Origin of the sequence: Citrobacter sp. wls718 (genome assembly GCF_005280945.1) — a bacterium.
Lineage (GTDB): Bacteria > Pseudomonadota > Gammaproteobacteria > Enterobacterales > Enterobacteriaceae > Citrobacter > Citrobacter gillenii.
In genome coordinates this window covers 25,128-42,406 of sequence record NZ_SZWV01000096.1, presented here as the reverse complement: position 1 = coordinate 42,406, position 17,279 = coordinate 25,128, and the positions used below count along the sequence as shown (strand labels likewise).

General features: G+C 53.1%; 17 protein-coding genes. 8 read left to right on the top strand and 9 right to left on the bottom strand.

Annotation, left to right across the window (positions count from 1 at the left end; translation table 11 throughout):
• Positions 1-29: 29 nt before the first annotated feature.
• Positions 30-422 (bottom strand): YgiW/YdeI family stress tolerance OB fold protein, encoded by a 393-nt coding sequence (locus tag FDW95_RS17925; RefSeq protein WP_115257479.1) that lies wholly within the window; start codon positions 420-422, stop codon positions 30-32.
• A 153-nt stretch (positions 423-575) separates the two neighbouring features.
• Here FDW95_RS17925 and qseB point away from each other — a divergent pair, with 153 nt between their 5' ends.
• From qseB to FDW95_RS17905, 4 genes are all read left to right on the top strand, one after another.
• Positions 576-1,235 (top strand): quorum sensing response regulator transcription factor QseB, encoded by a 660-nt coding sequence (qseB, locus tag FDW95_RS17920; protein ID WP_096755656.1) that lies wholly within the window; start codon positions 576-578, stop codon positions 1,233-1,235.
• A complete protein-coding gene (gene qseC, locus FDW95_RS17915) occupies positions 1,232-2,581 on the top strand; it encodes a quorum sensing histidine kinase QseC (RefSeq protein WP_115257478.1) in 1,350 nt (449 codons plus the stop codon). The genes qseB and qseC overlap by 4 nt, the downstream gene beginning before the upstream one ends.
• Before the next feature lie 108 nt (positions 2,582-2,689).
• The gene (locus FDW95_RS17910) at positions 2,690-3,271 is read left to right on the top strand and encodes an NAD(P)H-dependent oxidoreductase (protein ID WP_115257477.1); all 582 of its coding nucleotides are present in this window, start codon (positions 2,690-2,692) and stop codon (positions 3,269-3,271) included.
• 30 nt (positions 3,272-3,301) lie between these two features.
• Entirely contained in the window at positions 3,302-3,616 is a 315-nt protein-coding gene (locus FDW95_RS17905) for a putative quinol monooxygenase (RefSeq protein ID WP_096755653.1), read from the top strand.
• Positions 3,617-3,710: 94 nt separating this feature from the next.
• Here FDW95_RS17905 and FDW95_RS17900 read toward each other — a convergent pair whose 3' ends face one another.
• From FDW95_RS17900 to FDW95_RS17890, 3 genes are read right to left on the bottom strand one after another with little or no spacing between them, the layout of a single operon-like run.
• A complete protein-coding gene (locus tag FDW95_RS17900; RefSeq protein WP_137363569.1) occupies positions 3,711-4,901 on the bottom strand; it encodes a glycoside hydrolase family 88 protein in 1,191 nt (396 codons plus the stop codon).
• A gap of 23 nt (positions 4,902-4,924) precedes the next feature.
• Positions 4,925-6,193 (bottom strand): oligosaccharide MFS transporter, encoded by a 1,269-nt coding sequence (locus tag FDW95_RS17895; protein ID WP_096755651.1) that lies wholly within the window; start codon positions 6,191-6,193, stop codon positions 4,925-4,927.
• Between the two features lie 10 nt (positions 6,194-6,203).
• Positions 6,204-8,024 (bottom strand): DUF2264 domain-containing protein, encoded by a 1,821-nt coding sequence (locus FDW95_RS17890; protein ID WP_115257475.1) that lies wholly within the window; start codon positions 8,022-8,024, stop codon positions 6,204-6,206.
• Positions 8,025-8,189: 165 nt separating this feature from the next.
• Here FDW95_RS17890 and FDW95_RS17885 point away from each other — a divergent pair, with 165 nt between their 5' ends.
• Complete coding sequence (locus tag FDW95_RS17885; protein ID WP_115257474.1) at positions 8,190-9,041, top strand: AraC family transcriptional regulator; 852 nt, start codon at positions 8,190-8,192, stop codon at positions 9,039-9,041.
• Between the two features lie 99 nt (positions 9,042-9,140).
• Here FDW95_RS17885 and parE read toward each other — a convergent pair whose 3' ends face one another.
• The 5 genes from parE to nudF are packed head-to-tail and all read right to left on the bottom strand — an operon-like array spanning position 9,141 to position 13,546.
• Positions 9,141-11,033, bottom strand: a complete 1,893-nt coding sequence (parE, locus tag FDW95_RS17880; protein ID WP_115257473.1) for a DNA topoisomerase IV subunit B — start codon at positions 11,031-11,033, stop codon at positions 9,141-9,143.
• Positions 11,034-11,061: 28 nt separating this feature from the next.
• Positions 11,062-11,643, bottom strand: a complete 582-nt coding sequence (yqiA, locus tag FDW95_RS17875) for an esterase YqiA (protein ID WP_115257472.1) — start codon at positions 11,641-11,643, stop codon at positions 11,062-11,064.
• Positions 11,643-12,470 carry a 3',5'-cyclic-AMP phosphodiesterase gene (gene cpdA, locus FDW95_RS17870; RefSeq protein ID WP_115257471.1) on the bottom strand — a complete coding sequence of 276 codons (828 nt, stop codon included), beginning with the start codon at positions 12,468-12,470 and terminating at the stop codon, positions 11,643-11,645. Before cpdA ends, yqiA begins: the two co-directional genes overlap by 1 nt.
• Before the next feature lie 24 nt (positions 12,471-12,494).
• Positions 12,495-12,917 (bottom strand): DUF1249 family protein, encoded by a 423-nt coding sequence (locus tag FDW95_RS17865; RefSeq protein ID WP_096755645.1) that lies wholly within the window; start codon positions 12,915-12,917, stop codon positions 12,495-12,497.
• Positions 12,914-13,546 carry an ADP-ribose diphosphatase gene (gene nudF / locus FDW95_RS17860; RefSeq protein WP_096755644.1) on the bottom strand — a complete coding sequence of 211 codons (633 nt, stop codon included), beginning with the start codon at positions 13,544-13,546 and terminating at the stop codon, positions 12,914-12,916. The genes FDW95_RS17865 and nudF overlap by 4 nt, the downstream gene beginning before the upstream one ends.
• Positions 13,547-13,745: 199 nt before the next feature.
• On the opposite strand from nudF, the gene tolC reads away from it, so the two are divergent.
• The 3 genes from tolC (at position 13,746) to FDW95_RS17845 (ending at position 17,225) form a co-directional block, all read left to right on the top strand.
• Positions 13,746-15,233: an outer membrane channel protein TolC gene (tolC, locus tag FDW95_RS17855; RefSeq protein WP_115257470.1), complete on the top strand. Its 1,488-nt coding sequence runs from the start codon at positions 13,746-13,748 to the stop codon at positions 15,231-15,233.
• Between the two features lie 148 nt (positions 15,234-15,381).
• Positions 15,382-16,059, top strand: a complete 678-nt coding sequence (locus FDW95_RS17850; protein ID WP_115257469.1) for a DUF1190 family protein — start codon at positions 15,382-15,384, stop codon at positions 16,057-16,059.
• A 5-nt stretch (positions 16,060-16,064) separates the two neighbouring features.
• Positions 16,065-17,225 (top strand): glutathionylspermidine synthase family protein, encoded by a 1,161-nt coding sequence (locus FDW95_RS17845; RefSeq protein ID WP_137363568.1) that lies wholly within the window; start codon positions 16,065-16,067, stop codon positions 17,223-17,225.
• Positions 17,226-17,279: the final 54 nt, after the last annotated feature.

Sequence of the window (17,279 nt, the reverse complement as noted above, 5' to 3'; positions counted from 1 at the left end):
AAGGGCCGCGAACGCGGCCCTGATGGGGATTATTTGGTGACTTTGGTAATCTGTTTTACGTCGATTTCAACGGAGTTCCAGTCTTTATCCACTTCGCCCTGGATTTCTACGACATCCTGCGGCGTGACGGTTAAACCGTTCCAGCGCTTGTGGTCGATATCCACGTTCACCGTGCCAGAAGCATCTTTAAACAGGTACAGATCGTCGGAGATACGCTCAACGATGTTACCGCGCAGCGTGACCCAGGTATCATCACGCAGCGATTTTGCGCTTTCTACCGTCGTGCTGCTGCCATTCGGACCCATAAATCCGCCCGCCTGGCTTTGCGTCGCCGTTGGGCCAGAGAATCCGCCCTGCTGCGCTGCCAGAACAGGTGCGGAACACAGTGCCATCACGGCAACCATTGCAGCTAATTTTTTCATCTTCATGTCTCCCTTATCATGTTGTTTCACGACTATTTAATAAGTTAATCCTTAACAACTTCTTAAGGCAAAAAAAGATTCTTTTTTTGCTGTACATCCCCGGTTGACACAAGGTTTACTGGCAGCCAACTGAGTGAGCGCAGGGAAGAACATATGCGTATTTTACTGGTAGAAGATGACGCGTTGATTGGCGACGGTCTGAAAACGGGCCTGAGTAAAATGGGGTTCACCATCGACTGGTTTACCGAAGGTCGTCAGGGTAAAGAGGCGCTTTACAGTGCGCCTTATGACGCGGTGATCCTCGACCTGACGCTGCCGGGTATTGACGGCCGCGATATCCTGCGCGAATGGCGCACAAAAGGAAAACAGGAGCCGGTGCTGATTTTAACGGCCCGCGACGCGCTGGCAGAACGCGTGGAAGGTCTGCGCCTCGGTGCGGATGACTACCTGTGTAAACCCTTTGCACTGATTGAAGTGGCCGCCCGACTGGAAGCGCTGGTACGTCGCGCCAGCGGTCAGGCTACCAGCGAACTACGCCACGGTCAGGTGACGCTTAATCCCGGCGCACTGGTCGCCACGTTCGCAGGCGAGCCATTGTCGCTCAAGCCGAAGGAGTTCGCACTGTTGGAACTGCTGATGCGTAATAAAGGGCGCGTCCTGCCCCGTAAACACATTGAAGAAAAACTGTATAACTGGGACGAAAACGTCTCCAGCAATGCGGTTGAAGTGCACGTCCATCACTTACGCCGTAAGCTCGGCAGTGATTTTATCCGCACCGTGCACGGTATTGGTTACACCCTGGGTGATGCATGAAATTCACACAACGCCTCAGCCTGCGCGTCAGGCTAACGCTTATCTTCACCATTTTGGTGCTGGTGACCTGGCTGATTTCCAGTTTTGTCGCCTGGAAGCAAACCACCGATAACGTCGACGAGATGTTTGACACACAGCTGATGCTGTTTGCCAAACGGCTGGTCACGCTGGATCTTGACGAACTAAAAGCCTCTGAGCGCTTTGCCCAAACGCCAAAGAAATTCAAACACGGCCATATTGACGACGATGTGCTGACCTTTGCGGTCTACACCCCGGACGGAAAAATGGTTCTGCACGACGGCGACAATGGTCAGTACATTCCCTATAGCTATCGCCGGGAAGGGTTTGACGACGGCTATCTGAACGGTGACAACGATAAATGGCGCTTTATCTGGCTGACTTCAGCAGATAAAAAGTACCGGGTCGTGGTCGGTCAGGAGTGGGAATACCGCGAAGATATGGCGCTGGCGATTGTGACGGCCCAGCTGGTGCCGTGGCTGGTCGCCCTGCCGTTGATGCTGCTGATCCTGATTGTACTGTTAAGTCTTGAACTTAAGCCGCTGAAAAAGCTGGCGCAGGCTTTACGTTTGCGCGATCCGGAATCTGAAGAACCACTGAGTCTGAAAGGCATTCCCGGCGAGGTTCGCCCACTGGTTGAGTCGCTCAATCAGCTGTTTACCCGTATTCACACCACCATGGTACGCGAGCGGCGCTTTACCTCAGATGCCGCGCACGAACTGCGTAGCCCACTGACGGCGCTCAAGGTTCAAACCGAAGTGGCGCAACTGTCTGACGATGACCCGCAGTCACGACAAAAAGCGCTAATGCAGATGCAGACGGGAATTGACCGCGCCACTCGCCTGGTCGATCAGCTGCTGACGCTTTCGCGTCTTGATTCGCTCAACAATCTTCAGGATGTCGCCGATATCTCACTCGAAGAGTTACTGCAATCCGCCGTCATGGATATCTACCACCCGGCACAGCAGGCCCACATCGACGTGCGCTTGCAGATTAACGCTCACGACGTTAAACGCACCGGACAACCGCTGTTGCTTAGCCTGATGGTCCGCAATCTGCTGGATAATGCAATCCGCTACAGCCCGCAGGGTAGTGTCGTGGACGTGACGCTCAATAACCACTGTTTCAGCGTCAAAGATAACGGTCCGGGCGTTGCGCCAGAGGTATTACTGCACATTGGTGAGCGTTTCTATCGTCCACCGGGACAAAACGCGACCGGCAGTGGGCTGGGCCTGTCGATCGTCCGGCGTATTGCGACGTTGCACGGTATGTCCGTGTCATTCGCCAACGCCGCGGAAGGTGGATTTGAAGCCAAAATCAGCTGGTAGCGTTGAATTATTGCGCTACCAGCAAAAGACTTTGCACATTTTGCTAATTTCACCGCACCGATCATCGGCGTAAAATCGTTCTCAAACGTAATTCTTTGAGGACACAACATGAGCAACATTCTGATTATCAATGGCGCTAAAAAATTCGGCCATTCCAATGGTCAGTTGAATGACACCCTGACCGAGGTCGCGGACGGTATCCTGCGCGACCTCGGACATGATGTTAGAGTCGTGCGCGCAGACAGCGATTACGACGTACAAACAGAAGTGCAGAACTTTGTCTGGGCTGACGCCGTTATTTGGCAAATGCCGGGCTGGTGGATGGGTGCACCGTGGACAGTGAAAAAATACATCGATGATGTGTTCACTGCAGGGCACGGTACGCTGTACGCCAGCGATGGTCGCACACGTTCTGATGCCAATAAAAAATACGGTTCTGGCGGCCTGATTCAAGGCAAAAAATACATGTTGTCCCTGACCTGGAATGCACCGATGGAAGCCTTTACTGACAAAGATCAGTTCTTCCACGGCGTCGGCGTTGATGGCGTTTATCTGCCGTTCCATAAAGCAAACCAGTTTTTAGGTATGGAAGCGCTGCCGACTTTTATCACCAATGATGTGATTAAAATGCCGGATGTCCCGCGTTATATCGCAGAATATCGCAAGCATCTGACCGAGATTTTTGGTTAACTAGTTACCTGGAATTAGAAGGAGTTAACCATGCTTACCGTTATTGCAGAAATCCGTACACGTCCAGGTCAACACCACCGCCAGGCGGTGCTGGATCAGTTTGCTAAAATCGTTCCAACCGTCCTGAAGGAAGAAGGCTGTCATGGCTACGCGCCGATGGTCGATCACGCCGCGGGTGTGAGTTTTCAGACCACAGCGCCGGATTCAATCGTGATGATTGAACAGTGGGAAAGCATTGCGCACCTTGAAGCGCATTTGCAAACCCCGCATATGAAAGCTTACAGCGAAGCCGTGAAAGGTGATGTGCTGGACATGAGCATTCGTATTCTGGAATCAGGTATTTAAGGTTGTTGATGTACCGGATGACGTCGCCCGCGACGTATCCGGTTTACACACGATCTGTAAGCCCGGTAAGCACAGTGCAACCGGGCCAATAAACTTACCAGTACAACTTCCAGCACTGCGTAAAACGGGTTAACGCCTCAACGTAAAAGTAATCTCCCCAGCTTGCGCACTCATCGACCCCTTTATTGCTCGCAAGATGGTAAACCGAGTGTTTCAGTAGCCCGTTGCCCTTCTCATCTTTGCCCATCAGATAATGCTGCGTCAGCGATGACATGATCCCCATCGCCCACTGTTGATAACGTTCACGATCTGGATCGGTCACCGGCAGGTGTTTAATCAACTCCAGCAGGCCACATACCGCAATGCCCGCCGAAGAAGAATCACGCAGCGCATCGGTGCCCACCAGCGCCAGATCCCAGTGACAAACGGCATCATCCGGCAGGCGATTGAGAAAGTAGTTGGCCAGTTTTTTCGACAGCTGCACCATCTCGCGATCGCCGGTATAGATATAGCTCAACAGAAAACCATAAATCCCCCACGCCTGCCCACGCGACCAGCATGAATCATCAGCGTAACCCTGCTGGGTATTACCGTAGCGCGGCGCGCCGGTTTGCACGTCCATGTAGTAGGTATGGAACGTCGAGGCATCTTCACGGATCAGATATTTCGCCGCCTGCGCCACGTGCGCTTTTGCCGCATTGGCAAAGCGCGGATCGCCCGTCTGTTCACTGGCCCAGTACAGCAGCGGCAGGTTCATATTGCAGTCAATGATCATCCGACCGGCCTGATCGGGATCGCGGAGATCGCCCCATGCCTGAATGATCTGCGCCTTCTCGTGAAAACGTTCGAGCAGCGCTTCTGCCGCCATCAGCGAAAAACCGCGCGCATCGCGATTGCCCGTCAACCGCCAGGCCGCCACACAGGAGAGCGTGTACAGGAAGCCCAGGTCGTGGGTGTTGGTGTCATGACGCCCGGCAATACGCAAACCAAATGAGCGCACGTGCTTTTCGGCCATTTCACGAAATGTCGCTTCACCGCTCATTTCCCACGCCAGCCACAGTTGCCCAATCCAGAAACTGGTGGTCCACTCCACATTATCCGTCAGCGGGTAATAACCGTTGACGCAGGTTTCGGCAGGAAAGTATTCACCGAATTCCGTTAAATGACGGCTAAGCAGCTCGAGGACATGTTCCCTGGCGCCATTCATTTGTTCCTGAAAGGCTGCGGTATTAAGCGGGCTACCAGGAAAAGCGCGCAACGTTTCCTCAACGATATGCTTTAACATATTTTGGTTCCTTATTACGTAGATTATCTTGTCGCGTTATTTTCGGCGATATCGAGCGCGGTATTATTGCGACGTTTACTTTGGCAGGCGGATAACGTAAATGCCGAAATCAGCGTAAAGGTCAGCGCAATAATACCCATAATGATATAGGTCTTTTCAAAACCAATTCGGTCATACATTAATCCGGCAGGTGAAGACACCACCACGTTGCCAACATACAGCATCGCCTGATAACCCAGTAAATACATGGTTGCGTTGACGCGTTTATCAAAATGTTCGGCAATGTATTTAAAGACAGAAACCAGCAATAAACAGATTTCCAGGCCATACAACGGTTTTAGCACTGAAATTAACAGATGCGAGTCGCACAGTCCGGAGATAACCAGACGCGCGCCGACCAGTGCCCCGACAATCAGCAATCCTCGCTTCGCGCCGATGTAGTTAACGAACAGCGGGATCACCATATACATGATAAATTCCATACCTGACTGCACGGTGCCCAGATATCCGAATACCGCATTGCCTTTATGAACATCAGCAAAGAAGGTGACAAAATAACGCGAGAATTGCTGTTCGGCGATAAACATCATCCACGCCACGCCTGCGACATACAGGCAAAACGCCCAAAATTTGCGGTTACGCAGCAGCGCGTAAACATCCGCAGGAGAGATTTTATCTTTGGTCAGTACCTCTGAGGCATTGGCTGAATTTACGTTCACTTTCAGGCTTAGCAGGACAATCAGCATTACCACCGACGCCACGCTACCTAACATAAAGTTATACGCCGGAGAGAGGTTAAACAGCAGCCCCGAGAACGACGACGCGACTGCCCAACCGAGCGATCCCCACATGCGGATTTGCCCAAACTCCATGCCGTTTAAACGACTGTAGCGGTCAGAATAGGATTCGCAGGCGGCCACACCGGCGTACCACGCAAAGCTTAAGTAAATTGCGCCGACAATAATACCCAGCAGGGTATTGGAGATTAATAGCGGCTGATATACATAAATAAAAAACGGTGCCATTAATGCCGACATAATCACGACAAAATAGAGCAGGTATTTACTCATACCGATTCTGTCGAGGATATAGCCATAAATCGGCTTCAGTATCACCGAGAAAATACCGTTCACAGCAAATACGGTACCGATAACCGTCCCACTTAACTGCGCTTTCTGCCCCAACCAAATGGCCAGCAAACCAATACTGGCCGACCAGGTAAAGAAATAAAGAAAAATAAAGCTACTAATTTTATAATATTCTGTTCTGTTACTCGCTGAACTCTTTTTCATACCATCCTCGCTATAAAAAGAACGACAACTGACGTGCACCGTCAGGTTCGCGAATAACGACCTGGTTACGGTTAATTTGCAGCAGTGGGACCGTGAGCACGTTTTTTTGCTTGCCGCTGGCATTCACGGCGCAGCACAGCCAGCTCTCGCCCGGCAGGATCTCGGTGGTCAGCGTCGGAATAGCCGCGCACTCGGCAAACATAATGCTGCTGTTAGGCGGCGTGACCACACTGTCCGGCTGGCGGATGATGACAGGCGACAGATCCACAATCGCACTGGTCCCGTTACGCGCTGCCAGCAGACATCCCCGTGCGCTGAGCTGCGGCTCTGTCTTCATCACTGCAAAGCCCCCTTCTACCGTTTGCAGCGTTCTCGCACTGTGAATGCGGTGCAAACGAATATGCCACTCGCCAAACGGCACCAGCCAGGTCTCAATACTGACGTCATGCCACGGCGACCAACGGGACCAGAGATAATTTTCATCAACGCGAACGTCATCGCACTGACGACGTCCACGGAAGTAATTATCGCCATCTGCCAGCAGCAGCATGGAATCGCACGTCGCATGTTTGATGCCGTAGCGCCCGCGCTCAATGGTGAAGCCAAAACGGCTGGAGTAGGCAAATTTGGTGTACTTGGCCTCGGTATTCACATAGTTGTTCAGCTCAAGCTGGCCTGACGCCAGCATCGTGACATGCGCAGAATCTTCGCTGTGTTGCAGGATCTGCCCGGCATGGGCAATCACCCGTTTTTCGTCAAGCACCGGGAGCGGCAACTCTTCAGCCTGCCAGAACGCGTGATCGTCCGGTAACGCGAGGATCAAAAAGACTTTCAGTGCCCAGTACGGCGATCCCGGCGAATTGTAGTCTTCACACATTGCCAGGTTTGGATAGGCAAAGCCCAACGTCAGGATGCCGTCTCGATCAAAAATCGGCTGCTGTTGCCACCAGCGCAGATGGCGCAGGATCACCCCTTTGATAACCCCGGGTGAGAACACATCCAGTTCAGCAAAGGCCACCGCACTCCAGAAGGCGACCATGGCAAAGCGGTAGGTCAGGCTGCGACCAAACGGCACCGATGCCCCGTCGGCGGCAGACATAAAGATAAAATCCGCGGCAAACAGCCGGGAACGTTCACGCAAGGTAGCGGCGCGACGGGTGTCCTCCGGGCTGAGGGTGGCATACAGCAGGCCATAAAAATGAAAGGCCATGGAGATGTAATAATCTTTAGGTCGCCCGGGACCGTCGGAATACCAGCCATCGCCGAGGTAGTAGGCGTCCATCATCTCAAATCGCCGATCGATAGCCTGTTGGTCAAACGGTAATCCTGCACGTTTAAAGCCAAGCTGCACGATAATGGCGAAATAGTTCCAGTTGCTGTCCGGCATCTGAGCATCGGTAATTTGATTCAGCCAGCGGTGCAGATTGTCCTGCTCCGTTGCGCTGAACATCCCGGTTAAACGCGTCTGCAATAACGCCAGGCCCAGACCATACGCCGCCATCTCGACCAGACGCTGATCGTAAGGACCGGTGTCCCCCCAATAGTGCGAGCTGTGGGGATCGGTGCCGAGTTTTATCGCCTGAATATATTTGTCGGCAAACGGCACATCCGCCCCGCCGGCCATCAGCGGAAATAGCCCCCACAGCGCTCGGGAAAGCCCTTCCATGCAGGCAATATCCACGCTGTAATGCGCGCAGGTATCACCGAGAGAAAACTGAGCCTGTCCCGCTGGGAATTGCTTGTCGAGTGCCCGTAAAAGGGTATTAACGGCACGCGTAACGTCTTCGCGGGATGACAATGGATTTGATTTTTCTTCAGTTGCCGACCACATACTCTGCCCCTCTGAATTAAGTGGCTAAAGAATAGTGAATGGCAGACAAGCAGAAATGTTACTTCAATCACACCACAAACATTAAAATAAAACAGTGATTGAAGAAATTTAAAAATAGGGTTTATAAACAGGAATTCGCCGGCAAAAGTTTAAATTTATTGCACTATGAACTTATCTTCCCCTCAAGTGTACCTGGAGCTGATTGCCCTCAACGACGCGGTGGTGTCGTTCAGTCGTTTATTTGCCAATACGGTTCGTTATCACCATTGGCATCAGTGTCTGGAAGTGTTGTACGTGGAAGAAGGGTTTGGCGTGGTGACGGTCGATCATAAGCAATACACCATGCGTCCAGGGCGGATGTTCTTTTTCCCGCCGTTTACGCTGCATAAAATTTTTGTCGACGAGCAGGTGCGGGACCGTTATCGGCGGACCATTATTCATCTCGATCAGCACGCAGTGCTGAAGGTGTTACGCGACTTTCCACTTCATCAACAGCGTCTACAACACCTGAGTGTACGCGGGAGCGAGGCGTGGGTCATCGACGCCGCAGACGTCCATACGCACATTGATTTTCTGTTCAGCCGCTATGCAAAACTGGCCGCGCAGAAACCGCTTAACACTGAGCACGTTGCCTGCCTGTTATTGAATTTATTCAGCCTGTTACCCGAAGATAACGTCAATATGCATGATAGTGATACGGGGATGGCCAGCCAGGTGATGTTCTGGCTTGATGAGCACTACATGCATAAATTTAGCCTGGTGACGCTGGCACAAGCGTTAGGAAAATCAAAAAGTTATGTTTCTCGGCGTTTTCAGGTAGAAACAGGCGAGAGCATCCTCGGGTATCTCAACACGCTGAGGTTGAGAAAAGCCTGCGAGGCGCTGTTACACAGTGAGGCAAGCGTCAGAGAGATTGCGCAAAAAGTGGGGTTTTCTGATGTGACTTATTTTATCAGCGCCTTCGGAAAAGGCATTGGCGAGACGCCGTTACAGTACAGGAAGCGGCATAAGCCGTAACGCCTGATGGCGACGCTAACGCGTCTTATCAGGCCTACGGGCACAATGCGAATGTAGGCCGGATAAGCGAAGCGCTATCCGGCATTCACAACATCATGCTTACCCTTCGAGATCCGCCAGGTCGCCTTTCTCCTGCAGCCAGTTACGGCGATCTTCTGAGCGCTTCTTCGCCAGCAGCATATCCATCATGGCGTTGGTGCGCTGATCGTCTTCATCATCAATGATGAGCTGCACCAGGCGACGGGTATTTGGATCCAGCGTGGTTTCGCGCAGCTGCATCGGGTTCATTTCACCCAGACCTTTAAAGCGCTGGACGTTCGGCTTGCCTTTCTTACGCTTCAGCTGCTCCAGTACGCCCGCTTTCTCTTCTTCCGTGAGCGCGTAATACACCTCTTTCCCGAGGTCGATACGGTACAACGGCGGCAGCGCCACGTAGACGTGTCCGTGTTTGACCAACGTGCGGAAGTGCTTCACAAACAATGCGCACAGCAGCGTAGCAATGTGCAGACCATCGGAGTCCGCATCCGCGAGGATACACACCTTGCCGTAGCGCAACTGGCTGAGATCGTCGCTGTCCGGATCGATACCGATCGCTACCGAGATATCGTGAACTTCCTGGGAGGCCAGCACTTCATCAGAAGAGACTTCCCAGGTGTTCAGGATCTTACCCTTCAGCGGCATGATCGCCTGATACTCACGATCGCGCGCCTGCTTGGCCGATCCGCCCGCCGAGTCACCTTCCACCAGGAACAGCTCGGTGCGGTTAAGATCCTGTGCGGTGCAGTCCGCCAGCTTACCCGGCAGTGCCGGACCGCTGGTGAGTTTTTTACGCACCACTTTTTTCGCTGCACGCAGACGACGCTGAGCGCTGGAAATCGCCATTTCCGCCAGCAGCTCTGCTGACTGCACGTTCTGGTTCAGCCACAGGCTAAAGGCATCTTTTACCACCCCAGAAACGAACGCCGCGCACTGGCGCGAAGAGAGACGCTCTTTGGTCTGGCCGGCAAACTGTGGATCCTGCATCTTCACGGACAGCACGTAAGCGCAGCGATCCCAGATATCCTCCGCCGACAGCTTCACGCCACGCGGCAGGATATTGCGGTATTCACAGAATTCACGCATCGCATCCAGCAGACCCTGACGCAGGCCATTGACGTGCGTCCCGCCCTGCATGGTTGGGATCAGGTTAACGTAGCTTTCGGTCAGCAGTTCACCGCCTTCCGGCAGCCACAGCAGCGCCCAGTCCACCGCTTCCGTATCACCGGAGAACATCCCGACAAAGGGTTTTTCCGGCAGCAACGGCAGGCCGTTCACCGCTTCGCTCAGGTAGTCGGTCAGGCCATCGGCGTAGCGCCAGGTCTGTTCGGTATCGTTGACCTTATCCTTGAAGATGATCTCCACGCCCGGGCAGAGTACCGCTTTGGCTTTCAGCAGATGGCTCAGGCGAGAAGCGGAGAAACGTGGGCTGTCAAAGAAGCTTTCATCCGGCCAGAAGTGCACGCTGGTCCCGGTATTGCGCTTTCCACAGGTGCCGGAAACGTGCAGGTCTTCGACCTTTTCACCGTGTTCAAAGGCGATACTGTGAATCTGACCATCACGACGAACGGCCACTTCAACACGTTTTGACAAGGCGTTAACCACCGAAATCCCCACGCCGTGCAGGCCACCGGAGAACTGGTAGTTTTTGTTAGAAAACTTACCCCCTGCGTGCAAACGGCAAAGGATCAATTCAATGGCCGGGACGCCCTCTTCCGGGTGGATATCGACGGGCATGCCACGTCCGTCATCAATGACTTCCAGTGATTGATCGGCATGAAGGATAACCTCGACACGTTTCGCGTGCCCGGCCAGCGCTTCATCCACACTGTTATCAATAACTTCCTGCCCCATATGGTTAGGACGAGTCGTATCTGTGTACATCCCCGGGCGGCGGCGAACCGGCTCAAGCCCAGTGAGTACCTCAATGGCATCAGCGTTATAAGTTTGCGTCATGGTTTAAATTAGCAATTCGAATTGATCGTCAAAAACTGTGCAGTCCAAGGAAATCGACAATCTGGTTGAAATAATCTTCGAAGCCTGTGAATGCGTGGTTTCCGCCCTCAATAACAGTTTGACGGCAGGAGGCGTAATACGCCACCGCCTGGCGGTAGTCCAACACTTCATCGCCCGTTTGTTGTAGCAGCCAGAGCAAATCCGGCGCCTCCAGCGGGTCAATCTGCATGACTTTAAGATCGTAAATATGGCGAGACTCTAGCACATATTGCTGGCCCGTGTAGGGGTTCTCGTTTTGGCCAAGGTAGTCGACCAGCAGTTCGTAAGGCCGCACCGCAGGGTTCACCACCACCGCAGGCAACATAAAACATTGCGACAGCCAGGTGGCGTAATAACCCCCTAAAGAGGAGCCAACAATCCCCAGCGACTCTCCGCCATGCTCAAGGACTATTGATTCCAGCATCTCTGCCGCTTGGGCAGGATACGGTGGCAGCTGCGGTACGATCATCTCAACGTGCGGGTGGTGCTCTGCCAGCCAGCTTTTCAGCAGACACGCCTTCGCCGAGCGAGGAGAGCTATTAAATCCGTGTAGATAGAGAAGCGTAGACATCAGTAGCCTTCTGAAGCGGTATCAGGGTGGAACCGAATTCCCGGCAGACGGCACACCTGAGTGTGCAGCGAACCATCAGCAAAAAGTTCCAGCGTACGCCAGCCGGGACTAATGGTATCTAACGTAAAGTTGGCACAATGCGGCTTGAACTGCACGCATGTCGACGGCGTAGCCAGCAGGCGGCGACCGTTCCAGTCGAGATCCAACTCCTGATGAATATGCCCACACAGCAGATACTTCACGCGCGGATAGTTCACCAGCACGTTGTCCAGCTCAGCAGCATTGCGCAGGCTGTGCTGATCGAGCCAGCTACAGCCCGAAGGCAGTGGGTGGTGATGCAAAAGCAGCAAGGTATTCCGTTCAGGCGCATCGGCAAGTTTTCGCTCCAGCCATTCAAGCTGGAACTCACTTAATTCTCCGTGGGGAACGCCAAAAACCTGGCTATCGAGCAGCAAAATTTGCCACTGTTCACCAATGAAGACGCGTTTCGCAGGCGAAATTCCGGCGTCCTGCAGGGCGCTGTACATGGCTGGCTGAAAATCATGATTGCCAGGTAACCAGACGCAAGGCGCACGAAAGCTTGCGATACCCTCAGCAAAATGCTGATACGCCGCAGCGGATTGATCCTGCGCTAAATCGCCTGTCGCCACGATCAGATCGAAGTCGGTCGACTCAGCATGTATAGCGTCCAATATGCACTGATAGCTGTCCCAGGTGTTCACTCCCAGCAGCGTTTCATGCTTTTCGGCAAACAGGTGAGTGTCTGTAATTTGCAAGATCCTGACTCTGGCCTCACCAGCCAAAGGAAGGGTTAACAGGCTTTCCAAATGGTGTCCTTAGGTTTCACGACGCTAATAAACCGGAATCGCCATCGCTCCATGTGCTAAACAGTACCGTAACCAGTCGGCCAGGAACTGATTAATTTGATGCTTTTCGTCGCGTTGATGCAACTTTTTATTTGGGTAATCATACCGCGCTTTGAAGCGAAAGATCTGCTGACTTGAACACACTTCAGCCACCCTCGCATCATGATACAGGCGGACGGTAAGCGATGGCAGGCTCCAGTAAGTGACAGCAGGCGCCGTCTGTTCGATCGCAACCAGCGTAGTGTATCGGGTCGATTCAACAATCGTTAACCGATATTGTGCGTTTGCCACCTGATAGCTCACTGTTTCGCCGACCACATCATTTCGCGGCAACAGACGGCGCAGTTGCGAAAAGTTGGTTTCGCACAGGCGCATCATTTCAGGGAAATCAGGTGTATAACGCTTCATTTTTTCCACTCAGTTTTTAACTCTTGATAGTGCAGCTGTAACCATTGCAAGGCGATGACAGAAGCCGCGTTGTCGATTTTTCCCTCTTCCACCCACTGATAAGCCTGTTCCCGGCTTACCACATGAACGCGAATATCTTCGTTTTCATCCGCCAGACCGTGGATCCCGCTTGCGGTCGTGGCGTCCACTTCGCCGACCAAAATGGACAGGCGCTCGCTCGTGCCGCCGGGGCTTGCCAGATAGCTCAGCACAGGTTTGGTTCGTTTTACGTCCAGTCCGGCTTCTTCCATCGCTTCACGGCGGGCAACGTCCTCAACGGTTTCACCTTCTTCGATCATCCCGGCGACCATTTCCAGCAGCCACGGGCTTTCGCTGGTATCAAATGCCGCAATACGAATCTGCTCAACCAGCACAACTTCGTCCCGCTCAGGGTCAAAGGGTAGCAAGACCGCCGCGTGTCCGCGCTCAAAAATTTCGCGCGTGACTTCCTCACTCATTCCACCGTTAAACAGGCGATGGCGGAACCGATAAAGATCCAGTGAAAAAAAACCGCGGTATAGCGTTTCTCGTGCAATAATTTCTACATCATTTTTCGTGAAAGTCATTGGCAAGCTGTCTGGTTTACGCATTGTGCTGTCCTGATACCAATAGTGATTAAAATGTGAATTTCAAGGTCGTTTGACTGCTGTTTGGGCGCCCTTGTGTTAAATTGATGCAAATTAACGCCGTATGGCACGTAACGCCAACTTTTTGAAGTGGTGGATTCTGCTAGAATCAACAATTATTTTTACCATTTGATCAGCGCTAAATACTGCTTCACAACAAGGAATGCAAATGAAGAAATTGCTCCCCATCCTTATCGGCCTGAGCCTGTCGGGGTTCAGTACTTTGAGCCAGGCAGAGAACCTGATGCAGGTTTATCAGCAAGCACGCCTGAGCAACCCGGAATTGCGTAAATCCGCCGCCGATCGCGATGCTGCATTCGAAAAAATTAACGAAGCGCGTAGTCCGTTACTGCCTCAGCTGGGCTTAGGTGCCGATTACACCTACAGCAATGGCTACCGTGATGCAAACGGCGTGAATTCCAACGCCACCTCTGCTTCGTTAACCCTGACTCAGTCTCTGTTTGATATGTCGAAATGGCGTGCCCTGACGCTGCAAGAAAAATCAGCGGGCATCCAGGATGTAACCTATCAGACCGATCAGCAAACGCTGATCCTGAATACTGCCACGGCCTATTTTAAAGTATTGAACGCGATTGATGTGCTGTCATACACCCAGGCACAGAAAGACGCAGTTTACCGTCAGTTGGATCAGACTACCCAGCGTTTTAACGTCGGCCTGGTCGCCATTACTGACGTACAGAACGCCCGTTCACAATACGATACAGTGCTGGCAAATGAAGTTACCGCGCGTAACGATCTGGACAACGCGGTGGAAGAGCTGCGCCAGGTTACCGGCAACTACTACCCGGAACTGGCCTCGTTGAACGTTGACGGCTTTAAAACCAACAAGCCGCAGGCGGTGAATGCACTGCTGAAAGAAGCCGAAAATCGCAACCTGACCTTGCTGCAGGCGCGTTTAAGCCAGGACCTGGCGCGTGAACAAATTCGTCTGGCGCAGGACGGTCACCTGCCGACGCTGGATTTAACCGCCTCTACCGGTGTTTCTGATACCTCTTACAACGGCTCTAAAACCCGCGCGGCAACCGGTACCCAGTATGACGACAGCAATATGGGTCAGAACAAAATTGGCCTGAATTTCTCGCTGCCGCTGTACCAGGGTGGCATGGTTAACTCGCAGGTGAAACAAGCACAGTACAACTTTGTGGGCGCGAGCGAACAGCTGGAAAGTGCGCACCGCAGCGTGGTACAGACCGTACGTTCATCCTTCAATAACATTAATGCGTCCATCAGTAGCATTAACGCGTACAAACAAGCGGTTGTCTCTGCACAAAGCTCTTTGGACGCGATGGAAGCCGGTTATTCCGTTGGTACACGTACCATCGTGGATGTGTTGGATGCCACCACCACGCTGTACAACGCCAAACAGCAGTTGGCTAACGCACGTTATACCTATCTGATTAACCAGTTAAACATCAAATCTGCGCTCGGTACGCTGAACGAACAGGATCTGGTGGCGCTGAACAATACGCTGGGCAAACCGATTCCGACCGCGCCTGACACCGTCGCGCCGGAAAACACACAGCAAGACGCTGCAGCAGACGGCTATACCGCGAGCAACAACGCGGCAGTCGCTCAGCCGACGGCAGCACGTTCAACCAGCAGCACCGGCAACAATCCGTTCCGTAACTGATGGTGATGACGGGGCTTCGGCCCCGTCTGAACGTAAGACAACGTAAAGATCCGCCCCTTCTTCCGCATTCTCGCCTCTTCCCGCTTCAATTTCGACCAGTCATCCTCTATTCTGAGCAGTATTTACCACTGGGTCCTGGAAGACATAAATGAAACGGACAAAATCTATACATCACGCGTCGTTCCGCAAAAGCTGGAGCGCACGCCACCTGACTCCTGTTGCCCTGGCTGTTACCGCCGTTATTATGCTGGCGGGCTGTGAGCAGAGCGACGAAACAGTATCGCTTTACCAAAATGCGGACGACTGCTCGACGGCGAATCCGGGTAAAAGCGCTGAATGTACAACCGCATTCAACAACGCGCTGAAAGAAGCTGAGCGCACGGCGCCGAAGTACGCCACCCGCGAAGACTGTATCGCTGAATTCGGCGAAGGTCAGTGCCAGCAGGCACCTGCACAGGCCGGTATGGCACCAACGGGTGAAGGCCAGGCTCAGGCGCAGAATCAAAGCAGCGGCAGCTTCTGGATGCCGCTGATGGCAGGCTACATGATGGGCCGCATGATGGGCGGCGGTATGGGAGCTCAGCAGCCGCTGTTCAGCTCGAAAAATCCGGCCAGCCCGGCCTACGGCAAATATACCGATGCTGGCGGAAAAAACTACGGCGCAGCAACGCCGGGCCGTACCATGACCGTACCGAAAACCGCCATGGCGCCGAAACCGGCAACCACATCAACCGTCACGCGCGGCGGCTTTGGTGAATCTGTCGCCAAACAAAGCACCATGCAACGTAGCGCCAGCGGTACCACCACGCGTTCAATGGGCGGCTGATCCACATGGAAAGAGTCAGTATTGTTGAGCGCCCGGACTGGCGCGAAAAAGCCACCGAATACGGTTTTAACTTTCACACCATGTACGGCGAACCGTACTGGTGTGAAGACGCCTACTACAAGCTCACGCTTGCACAGGTCGAAAAGCTGGAAGACGTCACCGCTGAACTGCACCAAATGTGCCTCAAGGTGGTTGAAAAGGTCATCGCCAGCGACGAGCTGATGACCAAGTTTCGTATTCCCAAACACACCTGGGGGTTTGTCCGCCAGTCATGGCTGACTCAGCAGCCGTCGCTCTATTCCCGCCTCGATCTGGCATGGGATGGCATCGGTGAACCTAAGCTGCTGGAAAACAACGCCGATACGCCAACCTCGCTGTACGAAGCTGCATTCTTCCAGTGGATCTGGTTAGAAGATCAGCTCAATGCCGGGAACCTGCCGGAAGGCAGCGATCAGTTCAACAGCCTGCAGGAAAAGCTGATTGAACGCTTCACCGCGCTGCGCGAACAGTATGGTTTTCAGCTACTGCACCTGACCTGCTGTCGTGACACCGTCGAAGATCGCGGGACCATCCAGTATTTGCAGGATTGCGCGGCCGAAGCGGAAATCGCCACCGAATTCCTCTATGTCGAAGATATCGGCCTCGGTGAGAAAGGTCAGTTCACGGACTTAGAAGATCAGGTGATTACCAACCTGTTTAAGCTCTATCCGTGGGAATTTATGCTGCGCGAGATGTTCTCTACCAAGCTGGAAGATGCCGGCGTTCGCTGGCTGGAACCGGCCTGGAAGAGCATCATCTCCAACAAAGCGCTGTTACCACTGCTGTGGGACATGTTCCCGAACCATCCGAACCTGCTGCCTGCGTATTTCGCCGAAGACGACTATCCACAGATGGAAAAATTCGTCGTGAAACCGATCTTCTCGCGTGAAGGCGCTAACGTGTCGATCGTTGAAAACGGTAAAACGATCGAATCGGTGGAAGGCCCGTACGGTGAAGAAGGTATGATCGTACAGCAGTTCCATCAGCTACCGAAGTTTGGCGATAGCTACGTGCTGATCGGCAGTTGGCTGATTAACGATCAGCCAGCCGGGATTGGTATTCGCGAAGACAGAGCGCTGATCACTCAAGATCTTTCCCGCTTCTATCCGCATATTTTTGTCGAATGAATGAAAGTGCCGGGTGGCGGCTCTGCCTTACCCGGCCTACGACACGAACTGTAA

Excerpts from the sequence above, each read along its gene's own strand:
- FDW95_RS17925 (WP_115257479.1), bottom strand. The coding sequence starts at position 422 with ATGAAAAAATTAGCTGCAATGGTTGCCGTGATGGCACTGTGTTCCGCA.
- qseB (WP_096755656.1), top strand. The coding sequence starts at position 576 with ATGCGTATTTTACTGGTAGAAGATGACGCGTTGATTGGCGACGGTCTG.
- qseC (WP_115257478.1), top strand. The coding sequence starts at position 1,232 with ATGAAATTCACACAACGCCTCAGCCTGCGCGTCAGGCTAACGCTTATC.
- FDW95_RS17910 (WP_115257477.1), top strand. The coding sequence starts at position 2,690 with ATGAGCAACATTCTGATTATCAATGGCGCTAAAAAATTCGGCCATTCC.
- FDW95_RS17905 (WP_096755653.1), top strand. The coding sequence starts at position 3,302 with ATGCTTACCGTTATTGCAGAAATCCGTACACGTCCAGGTCAACACCAC.
- FDW95_RS17900 (WP_137363569.1), bottom strand. The coding sequence starts at position 4,901 with ATGTTAAAGCATATCGTTGAGGAAACGTTGCGCGCTTTTCCTGGTAGC.
- FDW95_RS17895 (WP_096755651.1), bottom strand. The coding sequence starts at position 6,193 with ATGAAAAAGAGTTCAGCGAGTAACAGAACAGAATATTATAAAATTAGT.
- FDW95_RS17890 (WP_115257475.1), bottom strand. The coding sequence starts at position 8,024 with ATGTGGTCGGCAACTGAAGAAAAATCAAATCCATTGTCATCCCGCGAA.
- FDW95_RS17885 (WP_115257474.1), top strand. The coding sequence starts at position 8,190 with ATGAACTTATCTTCCCCTCAAGTGTACCTGGAGCTGATTGCCCTCAAC.
- parE (WP_115257473.1), bottom strand. The coding sequence starts at position 11,033 with ATGACGCAAACTTATAACGCTGATGCCATTGAGGTACTCACTGGGCTT.
- yqiA (WP_115257472.1), bottom strand. The coding sequence starts at position 11,643 with ATGTCTACGCTTCTCTATCTACACGGATTTAATAGCTCTCCTCGCTCG.
- FDW95_RS17865 (WP_096755645.1), bottom strand. The coding sequence starts at position 12,917 with ATGAAGCGTTATACACCTGATTTCCCTGAAATGATGCGCCTGTGCGAA.
- nudF (WP_096755644.1), bottom strand. The coding sequence starts at position 13,546 with ATGCGTAAACCAGACAGCTTGCCAATGACTTTCACGAAAAATGATGTA.
- tolC (WP_115257470.1), top strand. The coding sequence starts at position 13,746 with ATGCAAATGAAGAAATTGCTCCCCATCCTTATCGGCCTGAGCCTGTCG.
- FDW95_RS17850 (WP_115257469.1), top strand. The coding sequence starts at position 15,382 with ATGAAACGGACAAAATCTATACATCACGCGTCGTTCCGCAAAAGCTGG.
- FDW95_RS17845 (WP_137363568.1), top strand. The coding sequence starts at position 16,065 with ATGGAAAGAGTCAGTATTGTTGAGCGCCCGGACTGGCGCGAAAAAGCC.